The organism is Pseudomonas sp. Z2-11, from assembly GCF_054161305.1.
Map to the genome: position 1 here is coordinate 2,867,886 of NZ_CP096395.1, position 18,359 is coordinate 2,886,244.

Here is an 18,359-nt window from a genome sequence, read left to right on the forward strand (position 1 = left end):
CCACAGGTGACCGGGTTGACTCCGGATCAGGTGATCAGCACAAAACAGCGTGGGAGCGAGCCTGCTCGCGAAGGCGGTGGTTAATTCAGCAACGATGCCAGCTGACCCACCGCTATCGCGAACAGGGCTCAAACCTCAGGCAACGTCGAGCCGCCATCGACGATCAGGGTCTGGCCGGTGACGTAGGCGGCCAGGTCCGAGGCCAGGAACAGCATGGCTCCGGCGATGTCCGACGGTTTGCCGAGTCGCCCCAGCGGTACTCGGCGGGCGATGTCGTGGTTGACTTGGGCGTCCCCCAGGTTGGCCATAGCTGGTGTTGCGATCATCCCCGGCTCGACGCCATTGACGCGGATGTTCTCCGCCGCCAGCTCCAACGCCGCATTGCGGATGAAGCCGTTGACCCCGGCCTTGGACGCCGCATAGTGGCTGAGGCCCGGGTAGGCTACGCGCGGGCCGGTCACCGAAGAGGTCACCAGCACGCAGCCCTGACCCTGGCGACGGAACATCGGCAGCGCGGCCTGGGTCAGCCAGAACAACGCTGACAGATTCACCGCCAGCGTTCGCTCCAGCACCGCTGGCGTGATTTCGGCGAAGGGCGTCAGGGGGAAATAGCCGGCGTTGTGCACCAGCACATCCAGCCTGCCGGTGCGTTGTCCCAGCTCGGCGATCATTTGCGTAATGGCCGTGGCGTCGGCCAGGTCGACGCCCATGGCATCCACCGGGTAACCGCTGGCGCGCAGGTCGCTGGATACAGCCTCGGCCCCCGCCAGATCCAGGTCGGCAATGACCACTCGCGCCCCACGCCAGGCAAACCCTTCGACGATGGCCCGGCCGATGCCTTGCGCGCCGCCGGTTACCAGCACCGTCTTGCCGGAGAAATCCAGGTCATCAGGCATTTGCTTGCTCCATTCGGCTGAAGGCTAGCGTCGGCACATCGACGATGCTGGATCCGCCGTCGGCCACCAGCGTCGCGCCGGTGATGATCGAAGCATCCGGCGAGGCCAGGAAACGACAAACCCGGGCGATTTCCTCGGCGCTGGCGGGCCTGCCCAATGGCACATCGGCGCAGACCCGGGCATAGGCCTGTTGCAGATTCTCACCGTGGAACTGCATCAAGGCCTGCATCTCTTCATCGGCCATCGGCGTGCGTACCCAACCAGGGCAAACCGCGTTGACGCGCACACCACGTGGTCCGTAGTCCCGCGCCAGCGAGCGATTGAGGCCGAGCAGCGCATGTTTGGCGGTGGTGTAGCCGCAGACCTGCGGTCCGGCTGCCAGGGAGGCGATGGAGGCGACGAAAACGATATTGCCGGCGCTCTCCATCAGCAGCGGCAGGCAGGCACGAGCGCTGTAAAAGGCGCTGTCCAGGTTGCTGCGTAGCGCCGCTTCCCACGCCGACGGGCTGGTGTCGGTGGCGCTGCCCTGGCCCAGCCCGCCGGCGCAAGCCAGCAGCACGTCAAGTCGGCCGAAGCGTTGGCGTATCTGTGCGACGAAGCCGTCCCACGTCGCCGGGCACGCCGCGTCGCCCACCAGCACCAGGCCGCCGATTTCCTCTAACAGTTGCTCCAGCGGCTCGCGGCGCCGGCCGATCAGCACCAGGTTGGCGCCCTCGGCGGCGTACAGGCGGGCGCAAGCGGCACCGATGCCGGTGCCGGCACCCGTGATCACCACAGTGCTTGGCTCAGGCATCGGGGTACTCCGTCTGGTTGAGTACCTGGCAATAGGAGCTGACCGGGAAGTTCGATAACTCGTCGAAGGATGCGCCGGCGTAACCGAAAATCTTGCCGTCGCTACGGTGCTGCTGCAGGTCGATCAGCACCAGGCCCAGGGTCGGGATGATTTTCTCCCGCCAGACGAACAGGTACAGCTGATCGGCAATCTTGTAGGTGTCGCAGCGGTCGGTGTCGCACAGGCCTTGTTCAACGCCCTTGAGGCACTGCCAGGAATAAAACCGCTGGTTGAGGTAGATGTGTTCGTAGACTTCACTCGGGCTGTAGCGATACAGATTGCGCAGCCCCACCAGTTCGCTCGTCGGTGCGTGAGGGCAGAGGCCCGGTTGCCATGGACGATCCAGCGTGCCGTGGAGGAACTCGACTTCCACCGAGGTCAACGGTTTGCCGGCCAATGCGCGGCTGTAGAGGCCTTCGAGGGTTTGCGCCTCGGCGGGCATGCGCCCGATCACGGCGGTGAACGCGGCGCTGACGGTATCGAGCACCAGGCTCACCGACCACGTCTGGCCACCTTCGCGTTTGATGAAGTCGACGAGGTACAAGCCCGGACGCACCGAAGTGGCTCGATACGGCGCGGTGCCGGTGGAATGTCCGTCGGCTGCTGCCCAGCTCAGCGCGTCCTGTTCGAAGCGATGTTCGATCTGCCAGCCATTGGCAAAGTGCAGGGTAAAGGTCTTGCCGTCCAGGTCGGCGAGGTTCGGCAGGATGAAGGCTTCGGGGGCAAAGCCATCGGCCAGGGCGCCGACGGTGATCCAGTCTGAAGAAGTACTCATTGCAGGGCTCCGGTGGTTGAATGTGCCACTCGGATCATGGCGCCTGGCAGAGCGTCGGCCTATCAACCAAAGGGTTGAGCAAAGCTCTTGTGGCGAGGGAGCTTGCTCCCGCTGGGCCGCGTAGCGGTCCTGAAATCGGTTATCGCGATTTTTCAGATAGACCGAGTCGCCTTTTCTGGGGCCGCTGCGCAGCCCAGCGGGAGCAAGCTCCCTCGCCACGGGGCGGTGCCACAGGCTCGGTGTTACAGGAAAAGGCTGCTGACCAGCTCGGTACGATTGCTCACGCCGGTCTTGCGGAACAGGTTGATCAGGTGGGTCTTGACCGTCGGCAGGCCGATGTCGAGTGCTCGGGCCAGTTGTTTGTTACTGGCGCCCTCGCGCAGCAACAGCGCAATCTGCCGCTCCTTGGGCGTTAGCTGGCTGAGACTGTCGTCCGCGCAGGGCAACTGGGCCACCGCCAGGTGCAGCAACGTTTGCAGCGCGCTGAGCTGGCTCAATTGCTGGCCGGTGAACGCGCCTTGTTCGGCGGTGCGCAGCATTGAAATCGCCGCTTGCGGCTGGCCGGCGCGATGGACGAACACTTCCACGACATCCACCACGCCATAGCGCTGCAGGAAACGCTGGTAGCAATGATTGTCGCGGACCGGTTGGCGGGCCATGGCCAGGCTCAGCGGGACGACGCTCGGACTGGAGAGACAGTTTCGCGGGCGCAGCGGATCGAACGCGCAGTAATGGTCGAGATAGTCCTGGTGCATCTCGCCACTCATGCCGTGCAAGCTGAAGTCGTAGGCCTGCAAATGCCGGTCTACGCGATAGAACGCCGCCCGGCTGGCGGGAATGAGTTGCGTGAAGGCGTTCAGGCAATGACTTGCGATGTCTTGTACAGCGATGACATTCATTTTCCAGACTCCGCCAGGAGGCTGCCGACGGGGGCCGGCAGCCGGAATCGGTCAGGCTACCGCGAAGTAGTGTTTCACGAAACTTTCGCTGACCACTTCCCACAGGACGGGCGTGCCCTTGGTCACGAACCAGCTGTCGCCGGCCTTGTAGCGGGTGCTCTGGCCGGTGGCTTCGTCGGTGAGGACCACTTCGCCAGTGACCACGGTCGCCTGTTCGGCGAACGGATAGACCATGCGGAACTTGCCTTGTGTGGTGCCGAAGTAGGCGCTGCTGACCGGGTCGGTGGGCGCACCGAAGGTCATCTTGCCGAAGGCTTTGACTTCGCCTTCGAGAATCTGCGAACCGAGGTCGGCAACGGTGCCCCAGGCGTCCAGGTCGGACAGTTGGATGTTTTTTTCGAGGGTGGTAAGCGGCATGGGATATCTCCTGATAAAAGTCGGGGTGTATGTTCAATCCGGGTCAAGCGTGCCCTCTGTGGGAGCGAGCCTGCTCGCGAAAGCGTTGAGTCAGACAACCTCCATGTCGACTGGCGTACCGTCTTCGCGAGCAGGCTCGCTCCCACAGTGGCTGTATCAGGGTGTTGTCAACGACGACCATTCCAGTAACCCGACAACTGATGCCAGGACTTGCCGGCGGTCAGCAATAGCGGACGGATCGCGTCCTTGCCGATGATGGTCGGACGGTTGATCGAGCTGACCAGGTCGTAGCGCGCCGAGCCTTCGCTCATGCCTTCGGCCAGCACCTTGCAGATGATGTGGCTCGGCGTGACGCCAAAACCCGAGTAGCCCTGGACGAAAAACGCATTGCTGCGACCGGGCAGGGTGCCGACCTGGGGGAACAGGTTCGGACTGCACGCCATGGGGCCGCCCCAGGCCAGGTCGATCTTCACATCCTTCAGGTAAGGGAAAATCTTCAGCATCAGGCGCCGGTTCCACGCCTTCAGATCCTGCGGGATATGCTCGACTAACGGAGTTGCCGCGCCGAACAGCAGGCGGTTCTCGTTGGTGACGCGGTAGTAGTCGATCACCGGCCGGATGTCGCTGTAGGCGCCGCGAATCGGGCTGATGCGCTGGATCAGCTCATCCGACAGCGGCTCGGTCATCATCTGGAACGCGTAGGTGTTGATGGTCGAGCGATGCAGCTCCGGTTCCAGCTTGTTCAGGAAGCTGTCGCAGGCCCACAACAGCTTGCTGGCCGTGACCGAGCCACGGCCGGTGCGCACGGTGATGCGTTCGCCATAACTGACCTCCAGCGCCGGGCTGTTCTCGAAGATCCGCACGCCGTGGCCGACGAGTGCCTTGGCTTCGCCCAACAGCAGGTTCAGCGAGTGCACATGCCCACCGCCCATGTGCAGCAATGCGCTGCCGTACGCGTTGGACCCAATGATCTGCTGGACGTCGGAGCCGCCGAGAAAGCGGATCTCGTGCTTGCTGTTGATCGACTTGAAATCTTTTTCCCAGGCCCGCAGGGTCTTTTCCTGGCGGGCGTTGAAACCCATGTAGCCATAGCCATGGCAGAAGTCCGCATCGATATCGTACTTGGCGATGCGGTCCTTGATGATGTCGGCGCCCAGGTCGCTGATTTCGAAGACCTGGCGCAGACCCTCTTCACCGACGTCCTTCTTGATTTTTTCCAGGTCATGACCAATGCCGGCCATGATCTGGCCGCCGTTGCGTCCGGTGCCGCCGAAGCCCAGGTAACGCGCCTCCAGCACCACGATGTTGGTAATGCCTTTCTCCGCCAGCTCCAACGCGGTGTTGATGCCGGAGAAACCGCCACCGATGACCACAACGTCGGCTTCCACGTCCTGTTCCAGGGTCGCAAAACTGAGGTTGTACTTCTTGGTGGCCGTGTAATAGGTGGGCGTTTCGATATTGATCATGACGCAACCTGACAAAGTGAAGGAAAGCTCCGCTTGCAGGGCCTGAGCCAGGCGCTGCGAGGGATGGCTCTATTAAGGGGCCTGGCAGGGGCGGCTGTCTTGATCATCCGTGCCGGTTATTTGACCGAGCGCGCCATCGCGGTATCGCGCACCATGAAAAGTACAATCTTGGATCTGGAAGGTGCATTTTTCAGCGGCTCCGGTGAACCCATACTGGACCGGCCTTAATCATTGATCCCGCTGTTTGTGCAGCCGCCTGGCCGGCGGGCAAGGGCGGGATCGGCAGACGCCAGATAATAAAAGAGCCCGTCCATGAAAAAGCCAAACCCGCTGCTCGAAGACCTCAAGCCAATCCTGCCGGCCATCGCCGCCAACGCCTTCCAGGCCGAGAAGGACCGTACCGTTCCCGCCGAGAATATTGCCCTGCTCAAGAGCATAGGCATGCACCGGGCCTTCCAGCCGAAAAAATACGGTGGCATGGAGATTTCCTTGCCGCAATTCGCCGATTGCATCGCCCTGCTGGCCGGCGCTTGCGCAAGCACCGCCTGGGCCATGAGCCTGTTGTGCACCCACAGTCATCAGTTGGCATTGTTTCCGGCCCAGACCCAGGAGGAGGTCTGGGGTGACGACCCCGACGCCACCGCCAGCAGCAGCATCGCGCCTTTCGGCCGCACCGAGGAAGTCGAGGGCGGCGTGACGTTCAGCGGCGAAATGGGCTGGAGTAGCGGTTGCGACCACGCCGAATGGGCCATTGTCGGTTTCCGTCGAAAGAATGCCGAAGGCACCCAGGACTATTGCTTTGCGGTGTTGCCTCGTCGCGATTATGAGATCCGCGATGACTGGTACGCGGTCGGCATGCGCGGCAGCGGCAGCAAGACCCTTATCATCAATAACGCCTTTGTGCCGGAACACCGGATCCAGAAAGCCAAGGACATGATGGAAGGCAGGTCCGGCGGCTTTGGCCTGTACCCCGACAGCAAGATTTTCTATGCGCCGTATCGTCCGTATTTCGCCAGCGGCTTCTCTACCGTCAGCCTCGGCGTCGCCGAACGCATGCTGGAGGTCTTTCGCGAGAAAACCCGGACCCGCGTGCGGGCCTACACCGGTGCCGCGGTCGGCGCCGCCACGCCAGCGCTGATGCGCCTGGCCGAGTCCACCCACCAGGTGGCCGCGGCTCGGGCTTTCCTCGAAAAAACCTGGGAAGACCACGCCGAGCACAGCGAGCGGCATCAATACCCGAGCCGCGAGACCCTGGCGTTCTGGCGGACCAACCAGGGTTATGCGACCAGGATGTGCATCCAGGCGGTGGATCGCCTGATGGAAGCCGCTGGCGGCGGCGCGTGGTTCGAAACCAATGAACTGCAACGGCTGTTCCGCGATGCGCACCTGACCGGCGCCCATGCCTACACCGACTATGACGTCTGTGCGCAGATCCTGGGCCGGGAATTGATGGGCCTGGAGCCCGATCCCAGCATGGTCTGATCGTCTGCCCGGCAAACCCGGTTCCAATAACAACAATCGAGGCCGTCGACTGAGGCGGCCGGGAGTCTTGCATGTCCGATATCTGTGAAACTGCTTTCGACACCCGCGCGTTCCGCCGGGCCCTGGGCAACTTTGCCACCGGCGTGACCGTGGTCACCGCCGCGACCGAGGATGGGCGCAAAGTCGGCGTGACAGCCAACAGCTTCAATTCGGTATCCCTCGACCCGCCGCTGATTCTCTGGAGCATCGACAAGCGTTCCAGCAGCCACGGTGTATTCGAAGCCGCGAGCCATTTCGCCGTCAACGTGCTGGCCGCCGACCAGATCGACCTGTCGAACAACTTCGCCCGGCCCAAGGATGACCGCTTCGCCGAAATCCAGTTCGAGGCCGGCGAAGGGGGCGCGCCGGTGTTCGTCGATTGCTCGGCGCGTTTCCATTGCGAGAAGTTCCAGCAGGTCGATGGCGGTGATCATTGGATCATGATCGGCAAAGTCGTCGCGTTCGATGATTTCGGGCGCTCGCCGTTGCTCTATCATCAGGGCGCCTATTCGATGGTCCTGCCGCATACGCGCATGACCCAGCGCGGCGAAGGCCAGCCGCCGAGCAGTCATTTCCAGGGTCGCTTGAGCCATAACCTGTATTACCTGATGACCCAGGCTCTACGGGCCTACCAGGCCAGTTACCAGCCGCGCCAGTTGTCCACCGGACTGCGCACCAGCGAGGCGCGGATGTTGATGGTGCTGGAGAACGACGCCGGCCTGAACATGGCCGATCTGCAGCGCGAAGTCGCGATGCCGGTGCGTGAGATCGAAGAGGCGGTGGCCAATCTGCGACGCAAGGGGCTGGTCACCGATGATGGCGATCGGGTGCGCCTTACCGCCAAGGGCATCGATGAAACCGAAGGTCTCTGGGCGATTGCCAAGGAGCAGCAGGACAAGGTGTTCGGCCAGTTCAGCGATGAGCAACTCGAGAGTTTCAAGACGGTGCTCAAGGGCATCATCCAGGGCGCCTGAGCTGCACCGGGCCAAAAGCCCGGCACAGTCGCGGCGGCGGTCAGTCTTTCAACGGGATCAGCACCGCTTCGTCCTTGCCCAGCACCATGAACACCAACAGCTTTGCCGGTTGGGTGGCGCTGGCGTTCTTCGACACCAGGTGCTCGGAGCCGGCGGCTTCGTACCAGAACTCACCGGTCTTGTAGGTGATCGCCGGTTCGCCCTTGACCTGGGAGGTAATGGCGCCCTCAAGCACATAGGCCATGGCCGTGCCGTCATGCTTGTGGGCGATGGAAGACTGGCCCGGCGCATAGTCGACGGTCAGCATCATGGTTTTTTTGTCGGGCAGGTTTTTCAGTTGTTTCTCTTGCAGCACCTGGATTTTTTCCGAAGGCGCGGTTTCATGAGCGTAGAGCGGAGCGACGGGAAGCAGGCCAAGGGCAGCGATCAAGTAGAGGGTTTTCATCGAGGCGGGTCCTTTGTGGTGGGAGTGGGTTCGCGCTGTGGCGATGGCTCCACCCTAAGCCCCGAGGCGTTGTGGAAAAACGTCCAATCTTTCGGAAGACAAGTAGACCAATGAGTGCCTCACGCGGAGGGCCCCCTGTGGCGAGGGAGCTTGCTCCCGCTGGACTGCGAAGCAGGCCCAGGTTTTTGGCACAATGCGAAAAGCTGGGGGCGGCTGCGCGACCCAGCGGGAGCAAGCTCCCTCGCCACGAAAGCTTTCAGTGCCATAGGGAGAGGGGACTCACACCAGCGGAAAACTGTTGAAGTCGACGCTGCGAGCCAGGCGGCTTTCGATCAGGCTGATGAACCCCTGGACTTCGGGACAATTGAAATGGGCCTGCATGGCCGCCTCCGATTGCCAGCGGGCGCTGACGTTCCAGCGGTCGTTGTGCTCCGGGCAACGATCGACCATGTAAGCATCGCAGCCCGGCAAGGCGCGCAGGGTTTCGACGATTTGCTGCAACTGCCGACCGAGTTCTTCCGAGCGTCCGGCGGCGGCTTGCACCTGTACGGTGTTGATCACTTGGCGAGACATTGTCCTGGCTCCTGAATCAAGTCGAACGGGAGTGCTTCCGATACGTGATGACACCCAAGCAGAATAGGCCTGCCGGCACCCGGCTAAAACAGCCAATGGGCGGATAAATCCCCAGTCCAATCGATCAGGCGACCTGCTGGAGAATGTCGCGCAAACGGTCGAGGGCGACGTCGATGTCGAGCAGTTCGATGGCGCCAAAGCCCAGCATCAGGCCGGAGCGTACCGGTGCGGCATGAAAAAAACCGTCGAGGCTGTAGAGCCCGACCTCGGCTTTTTTCGCCAGCTCGATCACCAGCGGCAGGTCGATTGGAACCTTGCACAACACCGCCATATGGAAACCCGCGGTGGTCGGCACGGCCTCGAACCAAGGCGCCAGATCGGCGCCCATGCGGGCCAGGATTCGCTCGCGCCGGCCTGCGTACAGGGCGTGGCAACGGCGGATGTGCTTGAGCAGGCAACCCTCGGCGATGAATTTGGCCAGCGCCCATTGGGGCAGGGTGGAGGTGTGCTGGTCGGTGAGGCGCTTGGCGAGGATCACCGCTTCGAGGATAGCCGGTGGCAGGATTGCATAACCGAGCCGCAGCTCCGGCAACAAGGTCTTGGAAAACGTCCCGACGTAGGCGACGATCCCGCGCTCATCCATGCTTTGCAGCGAGTCGGTGGGCCGGCCTTCATAGCGGAATTCACTGTCGTAGTCGTCTTCGATGATGATCGCCCCCAGTTCATAGGCCCGCGATAGCAAGGCCTCGCGCCGGGGCTGGCTCATGGGCATGCCCAAGGGGAACTGGTGGGAGGGTGTCACGTAGATCAGCCGTGTGCCGTCGGGAATCAAGTCCACGCGCATGCCTTGCTCATCCACCGGCACCCCGGCCACCGTGGCGCCATGGGAGCAGAACAGCAGGCGTGCCGGCGGATACCCGGGATCTTCCATGGCCACCAGGCTGCCGGGGCGGGTCAGCACCCGTGAAATCAAGTCCAGTGCCTGCTGCGCGCCGTTGCACACCACCACGTCCTCGTCCTGGCAGTTGACCCCACGAGAGAACGCGATATGCCGGGCGATGGCATTGCGCAGCGCCGCCAACCCTTCGGGCTGGCTGTAGAAACCCTTGGCATTGGCGATCTGACGTAGGGCATGGGCCGTACACCGGCGCCAGTCATCCAGGGGAAACTGGCCCTTGCCGGTAGCGCCGCCGATGAAGTCATAGCGCAACGCACTTTCGGCAAGCGGGTGACGCAGCAGGTCCGGCATGTTGCGCCAGGTCTCGACGACGTCCGCCCCGGCGAGCTCGCGGTGGCTTTGCTTGCGCAAGATGTTGGCCGGTCGGGCATTGACATAGGTGCCCTTGCCAATGACCCCGGTGAGGAAGTTTTCGTAGGTCAGCTGGGCGTAGGTGTCGGAGACCGTCTTGCGCGAGATGCCCAGTTGCTCGGCCAGCAGACGGCTGGGCGGCAGCTGCGTGCCGGCCGCCAGGCGACCACTTTCGATGGCGCTGCGAAGTTGTCGGTACAACTGGCCTGTCAGGTCCTTGCGGCCGTTGATGACGACATGAAGTTCCATACCCGCGGGCTCCTGGGTGATCGTTTGCGGCAAGGGGAAAACGCGAGATTACTCGCAATGCGCTGGCGCGGAGAAGTTGCGTGGGCGTTTTTCGGCGGATTGGACCTGTCACGCGCGGCCTCGACGACCTACCGTGGATTCATCGATCACTACGGAGCCCGCCATGAGCCCGCGTCTGGATTACTACAGTGCGTCCCCCGCGGCGATGAGGGCCATGATTGGCCTGGAGGCGCTGACCAGCCGGCTGAGTATAGAACCGGGGTTATTGCATCTGATCAGGATCCGCGCCTCGCAGCTCAACGGCTGCGCGTTCTGTACCGACATGCACTCGGTGGATGCCCGTCGCCAGGGCGAGACCGAGCGGCGCCTCTACGCGGTGGCGGTGTGGCGCGACAGCGGGTTTTTCAACCCGCGCGAACGAGCCGCCCTGGCCTGGACCGAAGCCGTCACGCTGCTGGCCGAAAGCCAAGTGCCAGACGACGTCTACGCCCTGGCCCGCGCCAGTTTCAGCGAAGAAGAACTGGTCGACCTGACCCTCGCGATCAGCACCATCAACAGCTGGAACCGCCTCGCGGTGAGCTTTCGCCAGAGCCCCGGAGGTTAAACGGCTATTCATGCGGCGGCCGTCAGACGCCTTCGCGAGCAGGCTCGCTCCCACAGGGGCTTTGTTGAGTATGTAGATGCAATAAACACTGGAGACCAAGGTGGGAGCGAGCCTGCTCGCGAAAGCGGTGGGTCAGTTTGCATCAGTCGTGAATGTGCCGCCGTCTTCGCGAGCAAGCTCGCTCCCACAGGGGTTTTGTTGTGTATGGAGATGCAATGAACACTGGAGATCAAGGTGGGAGTGAGCCTGCTCGCGAAAGCGGTGGGCCAGCTTGCATAAGTGGTGAGTGTGCCGACGCCTTCGCGAGCAGGCTCGCTCCCACAATGGGATTGGAATACAACCGAAGAACCAGGTCGGCTACCAGGCCGCCTCGCGGTGGACGTTGATCTCGGGCGCCCCGTTAACCACGCTGGCCGAACGCAGGCGTTGCGCAGTGGGCATCCCGGCATGGATGCCGGGATAGCCGCGCTGGGCCAGGGACGGCCCTTCGCGGCGGGCCCACGGAGCAATGCCGGAGTGAGGGCACACCGAGCCTAAGCGAGGTGCCGAGTGGTGGGGCAAAGGCGTTTTGCTTACTTTTGACTGGGCCGGCTTCCGGGCCTCATAAAAGTGAGCCGCTGTAAAAGCGGAACCATAAGCCGCCATTACCGCAGCAACGGATATGTACCCGACCAAAAAAATCCCGGCCGGTTATCAGGCTCGCTCCCACAGGGGCATTGCAGATGCTACAGCCAGCGAGGCGTGGTAAAGAATGAGGCCATTTCCGAGCGGGCCAGGGCTGCGCCGAAATACGGGCCTTGCACATGATCGCAAGCCACGCTGCGCAATTGGCTGAACTGCACGGCGTTCTCGATACCTTCGGCCGTCACCATCAACCCGACGCTGCGACTCAACCGAATCATCGCCAGCACGCCTTCCTGGTCATGTTCCAGGCCCAGTTGCGCCAGGATATTACGATCGAAGCGGATGCCGTCGAATGGCTGGTCGAGCACTTCCCGAAGGGACGCTATGTTGGTGCCGAACTTGTCGATATTGATCCGCACGCCCAGCGCCTTTAAAGCATGAAGGGTTCTGGCGAGCGTCTTATGGTCAGTCAGCAGGACGCCTTCGGCCACTTCCAGGGTCAGCCGTTGGGCGGGCAGGCCGCTTGTTTCCAGAGCCTTGTGCACCTGGTTGAACAGGAAACTGCTGCTGAACCAGCGAGGCGAAACGGCGATGGACACGTTGAGCGGGGTGGGCCAGCTCATCGCCTCGTCACAGGCGTTGATCAGCATCCAGCTGCCCAGGTCCTCCAGTTGGCCGGATGCTTCGGCGACCGGGATGAAGTCGATCCCGCCCAGCTCACCGCGCTCAGGATGGTGCCAGAAGGCCTGGGCTTCAAAACCATACAGCTGCTCGGCGCCCACATCGAAACGGGGCAGGTAACGCAATTCGAGCTGGCCCTGCTGCATCGCATCGCGCAACTGCTGCTCATAGCGTCGACGGTCGCGGGCCACATTGCCCATGGCCTCTTCGTATACGCGCCAGGTATTGCGTCCCGCGGCCTTGGCCGCGTACAGGGCGATGTCGGCCTGGCGCAACAGCTCCTCGGCACGCTGCTCACCGGGCTGCGACCAAGCAACCCCGATACTCACGCCCAGGTACAGCGTATTGCCGTCCAGGTGCATGGGCCGTTGCATGCATTCGATCAGGCGCGAGCACAATTGGTCGAGATCACCAGCGCCGCCCGGGCTCGGCAGGATGATGACGAATTCATCGCCACCCAGGCGCGCCACCAGGTCGCTGCCGCGCACGTTCTGTTGCAGGATATGGGCAACTTCCTTCAGTACCTTGTCGCCGACGGCATGGCCCAGGGAGTCGTTGACCGGTTTGAACCGGTCCATGTCCAGGTTCAGTATCGCCAGTGGCGTATCTCGCGCCTGGTCGAGGTGTTGGCTGAGGCAATCGAACAGGCGGTTGCGGTTGGCCAGCCCGGTCAGCGGATCGTGCAGCGACAGGTGCTTGATCTGCGCCAGCGCTCGCAACTCTTCGGTAATGTCGGTGGCGGTGCCACGAAAGCCCAGGGCGCCGGCTTCAATGGCCCGTACCGAGAGTTTGCAGGTGCGTATACGCTGGTTGCGCGCGGTGTATTCGCAAAGGAGCGGCGCAGAGGAGGCGCTGTTGGCACCGGCGAGCAGCCAATGGGAAATCGAGATCGATCCGCTGTGTGGATGCAACAGTCGGTGCAACGGCTTGCCCAGCCACTCGCTGGGGTTGAAGCCCGTGACCTGTTCGAAGCGTTCCGACAGATAGGTCAATGTTCCGTTCGAGTCGACCTCCCACAGCCAGTCGGACGAGACCTCGGCGATGTCCCGGAAGCGCTCCTCGCTGCGCTCCAACGCCTTGCGGTGGGCGAGAAGGCTGGCGTATTGCTGCTCCTGGGCGCGGAGCATGATCAGCGCATGACGCAACACCGCCAGGGCCATGACGGCAAGAAACAGCAATGCGAGCGCGAGCAAGGGCAGCAGCACTTTGCGCAGGTCCTTGCCGGGGGTCGCCGGGCGCCAGGCCAAAGCTTCGCGGGTCAGGTCGTTGAGCAAGACCTGGGCGGTGTCCTTGGGTCCTGGCGTGCGGGCAATATGCGCGTCGGGCAGGGCGAAGTCCCGCGACAGGCTTTGCAGCGCGCCACGATCAAGGACTTTGACAAATAACAGCAGGCTGGGCGGCCCCGGAATTTCGGCCACGCTGTTGTCGGTGCCGGTGGTAATCGCCGAGACGGCGACGAAGGCGGGCGCGTCCTCGTGATGCAACAGCTCGACGATCACTTCATCGCGGTTTTCCGCCGCCCTGGCCTTGCTGGCGAGTGCGCGCAGGTCACCTGTCAACCACGTGTCGGCCGCCACCTGGCTCATCTCGCCATCGATGACCGAATAAACCGTCTTGCCGGCTGGGGAAATGACGAACACGGCCTGGTAGCCATAGAGTGAAAACACGCTGCTGCCGACATTTTCCTGGTCGTAGGCCCAGTCTTTGTCGACCTTTACGTGCAGATGGCGATAAGCGTCGCTCCATTTGGAGTAGTCGCTCAGATCACGACCGATGCCCGTGCGCATGCCTTCGATGGCCCGCTGGGCAAAAAACACGCTTTGTTCTCGGGCCTGCTCGTCCTGGGTCTGGGTAACGTTGAGCAGCACCGCGATGGCCAAAGCGGACATGATGAACAGCAACAGCATGATGGCCGGGAAAGTGCGGCGGGTGAAACTTCGGGTTGGCCGCTCGCCGGAAATCACGGAGGAGCCATTGCCAGCATCTTCAATCATAAAAACAAGCCATCAGCTGAACGCGAGAATACCCCGCACTGGCTTTGTATCGGCTGACTGCCTGATTAACTTAATAAAAGTGAAAAAATGCTGACCAGTTGCACCATTTTTCCGAGGACCGGTCCCTTTCACGTGCTGGCTTTCTTGCGCAGTGCCCATTCCAGGGCAAAGTCCCGTTGCTGGAAATAATTGACCGCGGCGGCGGCCACCAGCGTCAAGCACGCGGCCAAGCCCGCCAGCGCCATGTCCTTTTGCGAGTCCCACGGGTCCTGTTGCGCGCCGACGAAGGCCTTGGCGGTGTCGCCGCCCATATAGGCGCCGCCGATCCATTCGATCAGCTCATAGATGGCCGATGACGACAGGATCAGGTTCCACGCCAGAAAATAACCCGCGAAACCCCGGGCCGGAATCACCCGCAGCAGCGCCTCGCATACCGGATAGGCCAGCAGCAGGCCATAGCTGAAATGCACCAGGCGATCGAACTGGTTGCGCTGGAAACCCAGGAGCTGGTCCAGCGGCTGGCCACCGGTCAGGGCTTGCCACCACTGGTTGTAGGGGACTTTTGCGTAGGTGTAGTGGGCGCCGACCTCATGGATGCAGAGGAATACGAACACCAGCGTCGCCGACAGACGCGAGAAGCTGAACCGCCGATGGACCGCCACCAGGACGATCAGCAGCGCAAACACCAGCAGATTTTCCGCCAGCCAGTCGCTGCGCTTGACCGGCGCGATGGCCAGCCCCGTCCATAGGGTGATAAAACTTCCCAGCAGGATCAGCTCGTAACGGCTTGCTCGGATCGGCATGCTTACTCTTTATCCTTGCGCTGGCCGGGCAGCAGTGCGCCCAGCACCTGTTTGGCGGTCTCGACCACGATGCCCCGTTCGTTCGGGTCGCCCTGGAGCAGGGTCGAGGCAAATTTTTTCGCCTGTTCCAGCTTGATATGTGGCGGCAGCGGCGGCACGTCGGGATCGGTGCGGAACTCGATCAGCACCGGGCGTTCGGCGGCAAGTGCCTGTTCCCAGGCGCTGGCCACGTCGCTTTCCTGATCGACGAGGATGCCCTTGAGGCCAATGGATTCGGCGAACAGGTGGTAGGGCACGTCGGGAATGTCCTGCGAGGCCTCGAATTTCGGATCGCCCTCCATGACCCGCTGTTCCCAGGTCACCTGGTTCAAATCCTGATTATTGAACACCGCGCAGATCCAGGTGCTGTCCGTCCAGCTGCGCCAATACTTGGCGACGGTAATCAGCTCGGCCATGTTGTTCATCTGCATGGCACCGTCGCCCACCAGGGCGATGACCGGCCGATCCGGATGGCAGAACTTGGCCGCAATGGCGTAGGGCACGGCGGCGCCCATGGAGGCGAGGCCACCGGACAGCGAACACAGCATGCCCCGACGGATCTGCAGGTCCCGGGCATACCAGTTGGCGCAGGAGCCGGAATCACAGGTGATGATGGCGCGGTCCGGCAACCGTGGCGACAGTTCGAACGTGACCCGTTGCGGATTGATCGGCTTGGCCGCGACCAGCGCGCGTTTTTCCAGGGTCTTGTCCCAGTCCGCACGCCAGTGTTCGATTTTTTTGCGCCAGGCGCGGTCGGTCTTTTCTTCGATCAGCGGCAACAAGGCTCGCAGGGTGTCGGCGCTGTCACCCTGCAGGTTGACTTCCATGGGGTAGCGCAGACTGAGCATGTCGGGCTGCAGGTCGATCTGCACGCCACGCGCATGGCCCTCTCGGGGCAGAAACTCGGCATAGGGGAAGCCGGACCCGATCATCAGCAGCGTGTCGCAACCGGCCATGAGGTTGTCACTGGGTTCGGTGCCCAACAGGCCGATGGCGCCGGTGACCCACGGCAACTCGTCGGGCACCGCGGCTTTGCCGAGCAAGGCCTTGGCGACGCCGGCACCGAGCTTGTCAGCGATGGCAATCACTTCATCCGTGGCATGCAGCGCCCCGGCGCCCACCAGGATGGCGACCTTTTTGCCAGCGTTGAGGACGTCGGCGGCCCGCTGCAGGTCTTCCTCGTAAGGCACGACCTTGGGTTTGCGATAACCGACGCCAGAATGCAGAGTGCCGTGCTTGTGGGGCGGCGCCGTGTAATCCAGGTCTTGCAAGTCGTTGGGCAGGATCAGCGCGGTGACCCGGCGCTCGCCCACCGCCGTGCGCACGGCGCGGTCGAGCAGATGGCGCACCTGCGCCGGTGCGCTGGCCTGCTGGACGAACGCGCCGGCTACATCCTTGAACAGGCTGACCAGGTCGAGTTCCTGCTGGTAATGGCCGCCAAGCGCATTTCGCGCTTGTTGGCCGCAGATGGCCAGGACCGGCATGTGGTCCATTCGCGCGTCATACAGGCCGGTGATCAGGTGCGACGCCCCTGGCCCCGAAGTGGCGATACAGACCCCCAGCTCGCCGGTGAACTTGGCATGGGCGCAGGCCATGAATGCGGCCATTTCCTCGTGACGCGCCTGAATGAACTGGATCTTGCCCTTGGCCCGGTTCAAGGCGCCAAACACGCCGTTGATGCCATCGCCCGGGTAGCCGTAGATACGGCGAACCCCCCACTCGTAAAGGCGCTCAACCAGAAAATCGCCGACGGTCATGCTCATGTCTGTTCCTCGTCCTGATGGGCTGTCGTGTCGGGCTGCGACCCTAGGCAGCGGTACGCAGCGCCGTGGCTCATACAGGACTGGACCGACGCAAGCCGCTCAAGGTTTCGATTTTTTACCGATTGCAGCGTCTTCAGCAAGGCATCCACACTCATTTTCCCGGCGCCCTGCAACAGCAACGGCAGCAGCGCCACCAGGTAAATCAATGGCAGCTTGAAGTTGCCAAAGCCTTTGTTGGTGATGGCGTATCCCTGGGCCAGTTCGCTCAGGCTCGACCAATCCGCCGGCCAGTGCACGGCCGCCGTCGCGACCACCGTGACGATCATCAGCACCAGCGCCGAAACACGTGTGCCCAGGCCCACCAGCAGGGCGATGGCGCAGATCAGCTCCGCCCACATCGACAGTTCCCAGTTCCAACTGGCCGGCACATGGTTGAAAGGGAACGGGAAGGCCGCCTGGATTTCGGCGAACCAGTTCTGGCCATGCCATTTTTCCAGGCCCGACTCGAAGAACTCCCAGGCCAGAAACAGGCGCAGCCCCAGCGGTGCGAGCCATGAGCCGGCGTGGTCGAGGTTGAGGTGCAGGCCGTTCAAGGCTTTCGAAAAAGACGCGTACATGTTTGATCTCCCTTACTCAGGCTGCACGTTGCAGGGCGTGGCGCTTGTTGGCCTGGGCCAGCTTGCCCACCAGGCGGACCGCCGTGGCGGCGCAGATCAGGCCGAAGGGCAGCACGTACCAGGCGCTCATCGGAATGCGCTTGAAGTTGGAGTAGGCAAAGATCGCCGCCAACACCCACATACCGGTGGTGTGCAGGCGTTTCCAGGCGGTGGCGCCGATCAGCCGCGTGGTGCTTTTGAACGAGGTCAGGGCCAGCAGCAGGATGAACACATAACCCACACTGCCGGGCAGATTGCCGACGGTCGTGCGGCCGGGCCAGAACTCGGTGTTGAGCTGGCCGTACCAATAGATCAACACCGCGTGAACCAGGTGCGAAAAGGCAAAGGCCAACCCGATGAAGCGCCGTTCGCGCACCAGGGATTTGCTCCAGGGCGAGGGCACCAGTACGGCGAATGCCGAAGCGGTGAAGGCCAGCAGGAACAGGGCAAAGGATGACCGGGCGGTGGCGCGAATGGCGCTGCGCACGCCTTCGGTGAGGTCCGGGTTGACTGCCAGGATCAGCGCGGTCATCAACAGCACCAGGGCGGCGATCAGGCTGAACAGCGACCAGCCCTGGAAACGGAAAGCAGGTGGCGTTGCGGTGGTGGCAGGCATGGGTAGGCTCCTTGGATTCATGGCCCGGCCGTCAGGGTGGCCGGGGACACAAGGAGTCTTTCAAGCGGGTGTAAGCGGGGTGTGTCGGGAATGACGCTGGTGTGCAAGTTTGTGTATGTCATCTGCCCGCTGACACACTGATATACAAACCCAACATCAAGCCGAATGCCGAACTCTGTGGGAGCGAGCCTGCTCGCGAAGGCGTCAGGTCAGCCAACAGTGA

The 18,359-nt window shown here is 62.6% G+C and carries 17 protein-coding genes and 1 pseudogene; 3 read left to right on the forward strand and 15 right to left on the reverse strand.

All coding sequences use genetic code 11. From position 1 onward, the window contains the following. Positions 1-128 precede the first annotated feature (128 nt). The 6 genes from M1E16_RS12745 to M1E16_RS12770 all read right to left on the reverse strand — a co-directional run bounded on the left by M1E16_RS12745 (position 129) and on the right by M1E16_RS12770 (position 5,285). Positions 129-896 carry an SDR family oxidoreductase gene (locus M1E16_RS12745; RefSeq protein ID WP_458130137.1) on the reverse strand — a complete coding sequence of 256 codons (768 nt, stop codon included), beginning with the start codon at positions 894-896 and terminating at the stop codon, positions 129-131. Further along, the gene (locus M1E16_RS12750) at positions 889-1,689 is read right to left on the reverse strand and encodes an SDR family NAD(P)-dependent oxidoreductase (protein WP_458130138.1); all 801 of its coding nucleotides are present in this window, start codon (positions 1,687-1,689) and stop codon (positions 889-891) included. The genes M1E16_RS12745 and M1E16_RS12750 overlap by 8 nt, the downstream gene beginning before the upstream one ends. Continuing rightward, on the reverse strand, positions 1,682-2,503 hold the full coding sequence (locus M1E16_RS12755) for a molybdenum cofactor biosynthesis F family protein (protein WP_458130139.1): 822 nt from the start codon (positions 2,501-2,503) through the stop codon (positions 1,682-1,684). The genes M1E16_RS12750 and M1E16_RS12755 overlap by 8 nt, the downstream gene beginning before the upstream one ends. A gap of 242 nt (positions 2,504-2,745) precedes the next feature. Continuing rightward, positions 2,746-3,402 (reverse strand): response regulator transcription factor, encoded by a 657-nt coding sequence (locus M1E16_RS12760; protein ID WP_458130140.1) that lies wholly within the window; start codon positions 3,400-3,402, stop codon positions 2,746-2,748. Positions 3,403-3,453: 51 nt separating this feature from the next. Further along, a complete protein-coding gene (locus M1E16_RS12765; protein WP_305494777.1) occupies positions 3,454-3,819 on the reverse strand; it encodes a cupin domain-containing protein in 366 nt (121 codons plus the stop codon). Positions 3,820-3,986: 167 nt separating this feature from the next. Then, entirely contained in the window at positions 3,987-5,285 is a 1,299-nt protein-coding gene (locus tag M1E16_RS12770; RefSeq protein WP_458130141.1) for an NAD(P)/FAD-dependent oxidoreductase, read from the reverse strand. Positions 5,286-5,597: 312 nt separating this feature from the next. Between M1E16_RS12770 and M1E16_RS12775 the strand changes: the two genes are divergently transcribed. Both M1E16_RS12775 and M1E16_RS12780 read left to right on the forward strand, forming a co-directional pair. Continuing rightward, positions 5,598-6,767: a p-hydroxyphenylacetate 3-hydroxylase oxygenase component gene (locus tag M1E16_RS12775; RefSeq protein ID WP_458130142.1), complete on the forward strand. Its 1,170-nt coding sequence runs from the start codon at positions 5,598-5,600 to the stop codon at positions 6,765-6,767. A gap of 71 nt (positions 6,768-6,838) precedes the next feature. Continuing rightward, positions 6,839-7,780 carry a p-hydroxyphenylacetate 3-hydroxylase reductase component gene (locus M1E16_RS12780; protein ID WP_458130143.1) on the forward strand — a complete coding sequence of 314 codons (942 nt, stop codon included), beginning with the start codon at positions 6,839-6,841 and terminating at the stop codon, positions 7,778-7,780. A gap of 40 nt (positions 7,781-7,820) precedes the next feature. Here the strand turns inward: M1E16_RS12780 and M1E16_RS12785 are convergent, their stop codons facing one another. The 3 genes from M1E16_RS12785 to pdxR form a co-directional block, all read right to left on the reverse strand. Beyond that, on the reverse strand, positions 7,821-8,225 hold the full coding sequence (locus M1E16_RS12785) for a cupin domain-containing protein (protein ID WP_458130144.1): 405 nt from the start codon (positions 8,223-8,225) through the stop codon (positions 7,821-7,823). Positions 8,226-8,504: 279 nt separating this feature from the next. Next, positions 8,505-8,798, reverse strand: coding sequence for a putative quinol monooxygenase (locus M1E16_RS12790; protein WP_305494768.1), 294 nt, complete (start codon positions 8,796-8,798; stop codon positions 8,505-8,507). Between the two features lie 124 nt (positions 8,799-8,922). Then, a complete protein-coding gene (gene pdxR, locus M1E16_RS12795) occupies positions 8,923-10,356 on the reverse strand; it encodes a MocR-like pyridoxine biosynthesis transcription factor PdxR (protein ID WP_458130145.1) in 1,434 nt (477 codons plus the stop codon). 163 nt (positions 10,357-10,519) lie between these two features. On the opposite strand from pdxR, the gene M1E16_RS12800 reads away from it, so the two are divergent. After that, positions 10,520-10,960, forward strand: coding sequence for a carboxymuconolactone decarboxylase family protein (locus M1E16_RS12800; protein WP_434697813.1), 441 nt, complete (start codon positions 10,520-10,522; stop codon positions 10,958-10,960). 357 nt (positions 10,961-11,317) lie between these two features. On the opposite strand, the gene M1E16_RS12805 is transcribed toward M1E16_RS12800, so the two are convergent. The 6 genes and pseudogenes from M1E16_RS12805 to M1E16_RS12830 all read right to left on the reverse strand — a co-directional run bounded on the left by M1E16_RS12805 (position 11,318) and on the right by M1E16_RS12830 (position 18,136). Next, positions 11,318-11,488 carry a nucleoid-structuring protein H-NS gene (locus M1E16_RS12805; protein ID WP_434658366.1) on the reverse strand — a complete coding sequence of 57 codons (171 nt, stop codon included), beginning with the start codon at positions 11,486-11,488 and terminating at the stop codon, positions 11,318-11,320. A 197-nt stretch (positions 11,489-11,685) separates the two neighbouring features. After that, entirely contained in the window at positions 11,686-14,259 is a 2,574-nt protein-coding gene (locus M1E16_RS12810; protein ID WP_458130146.1) for a bifunctional diguanylate cyclase/phosphodiesterase, read from the reverse strand. A 128-nt stretch (positions 14,260-14,387) separates the two neighbouring features. After that, positions 14,388-15,062, reverse strand: a complete 675-nt coding sequence (locus tag M1E16_RS12815) for a DUF2238 domain-containing protein (protein WP_458130147.1) — start codon at positions 15,060-15,062, stop codon at positions 14,388-14,390. 2 nt (positions 15,063-15,064) lie between these two features. After that, positions 15,065-16,864 carry a thiamine pyrophosphate-requiring protein gene (locus tag M1E16_RS12820; protein WP_458130148.1) on the reverse strand — a complete coding sequence of 600 codons (1,800 nt, stop codon included), beginning with the start codon at positions 16,862-16,864 and terminating at the stop codon, positions 15,065-15,067. A gap of 134 nt (positions 16,865-16,998) precedes the next feature. Further along, positions 16,999-17,481, reverse strand: a pseudogene (locus M1E16_RS12825) (HvfX family Cu-binding RiPP maturation protein); the annotation flags it as partial. A gap of 16 nt (positions 17,482-17,497) precedes the next feature. Beyond that, entirely contained in the window at positions 17,498-18,136 is a 639-nt protein-coding gene (locus M1E16_RS12830) for a ferric reductase-like transmembrane domain-containing protein (RefSeq protein ID WP_458130149.1), read from the reverse strand. Positions 18,137-18,359 lie beyond the last annotated feature (223 nt).